Raw genomic sequence first — 1,536 nt, forward strand, 5'->3', positions numbered from 1 at the left:
AGACGATATGAGCAGGACATAAAAACATTGAGAGCCCCTGCTGCATGAAAGACCGCGGATTAGGCCGACAATGGTGAGTGTCTAATTCAGCCGCGGCGGCCACGCCGCATTCATGGAAGGGGCTCCCATGCTCGATACTACCACCTTCGTCGGCCTCGACGTCCACGCCCGCTCGATAAAGGCAGTCTCCCTCGACGTCATGACCGGGGAGGTGCGCTGCGCGACCTTCGGCTACGACGCCGGGGCAGTCGCGGAGTGGGTGCGGTCCGTGGACCCAAAGGCCAAGTGCGTGTACGAATCCGGGGTCACGGGGTTCGACCTGCAGAAGAGGCTCTCCGGCCTCGGGGTCGACTGCGCGGTCGGCGCCGTCTCGAAGATGATCAAGCCCAGCGCGGACAGGCGCAGGAAGAACGACCGCAACGACGCCGAGTTCCTCGCCCGCATGCTGTCGGTCGGCAACGTGGTCGAGGTGTGGGTCCCCGACGACGAGTGCGAGGCCGCCCGCGACCTGACCAGGGCGCTCGAGGACGCGAGGGACGACCTCTCGCGCTCGAAGCAGCGGCTCTCCAAGTTCCTGCTCAGGCACGGGCTCGCCTTCGACGAGAGGACGCCCACCGGCCGCAGGAAGGGCAACTGGACCCGGGCGCACTGGTCCTGGATCGAGTCGATTAGGTTCGCGGAGGGGGCCGACGAGGAGGTGCTCGCCTACTACGTCGACGCGGTCAGGCGGGCGGCGGAGGAGAAGGCGAGGCTCGAGGGGCTCGTCGGGGCCGAGGCCCGCAAGCCCAGGTGGAGGAGGAGGGTCGACTCCCTGCGCTGCCTCAAGGGCGTCGACACCGCGTCCGCCGCCGACCTCGTGTTCGAGGCCGGCGAGTTCTCGAGGTTCAGGAACGCCCGGTCGTTCGCCGCATGGGTCGGCCTGACGCCCTCCGAGCACTCCAGCGGGGAGAGCGACCGCAGGGGCGCGATCACCAAGGCGGGCAACAAGCACCTGAGGAAGGCGCTGGTCGAGGCCGCGTGGCACTACCTGACGTGCTCGGGGCGGCCGAAGGGCCTCGCCAAGGGCCAGGCCCCGGACCGGGTCGCCCGCAGGCATGCCGCCAAGGGCGTGCGGAGGCTGGTCGAGAGGCGGGAGGCGCTGCTCGCGCGCGGGGTCCACAACAACAAGGCGAACGTGGCCACGGCGCGCGAGCTCGCCTGCTGGGTGTGGGCGGTCGGCCTCATGGCCGAGGAGGCGTAGGGGGCCGGTCCCCCGCACATAAGCCGATCACCCCGGAAGCGGTTCGATCCGAAGCCGTTGAGGCGAACCTCAGGTCCCTTTTCTGCGAGCGCCCAGGGCGCCACACGCGTGCACAGACTGTCGGTTCGACGTAGAAGCCTCAGCCGTAGCAACGGATTGCCCAGCGAGAGATCGCCGCGGGCGGATATTAAACTGCAAAGACGAGCGTCGGGAAGACACGCCGAGGTCGCCGCGGACGGGTTGATATAGGGAGAGGGCCTGACCCCATATCGTTGGGGCCAGGCCCGATTTTGCCT

1 protein-coding gene is annotated in these 1,536 nt (G+C 68.2%); it reads left to right on the forward strand.

Annotation, left to right across the window (positions count from 1 at the left end):
• Window positions 1–127: 127 nt before the first annotated feature.
• Window positions 128–1,240: an IS110 family transposase gene (locus I2G43_RS06390; RefSeq protein WP_229071648.1), complete on the forward strand. Its 1,113-nt coding sequence runs from the start codon at window positions 128–130 to the stop codon at window positions 1,238–1,240.
• Window positions 1,241–1,536 lie beyond the last annotated feature (296 nt).

The sequence above is a fragment of the Collinsella aerofaciens genome (genome assembly GCF_015557435.1).
Classification (GTDB): domain Bacteria; phylum Actinomycetota; class Coriobacteriia; order Coriobacteriales; family Coriobacteriaceae; genus Collinsella; species Collinsella aerofaciens_Z.

Coding starts and splice junctions, on each gene's coding strand:
- I2G43_RS06390 (WP_229071648.1), top strand. CDS start 128: ATGCTCGATACTACCACCTTCGTCGGCCTCGACGTCCACGCCCGCTCG.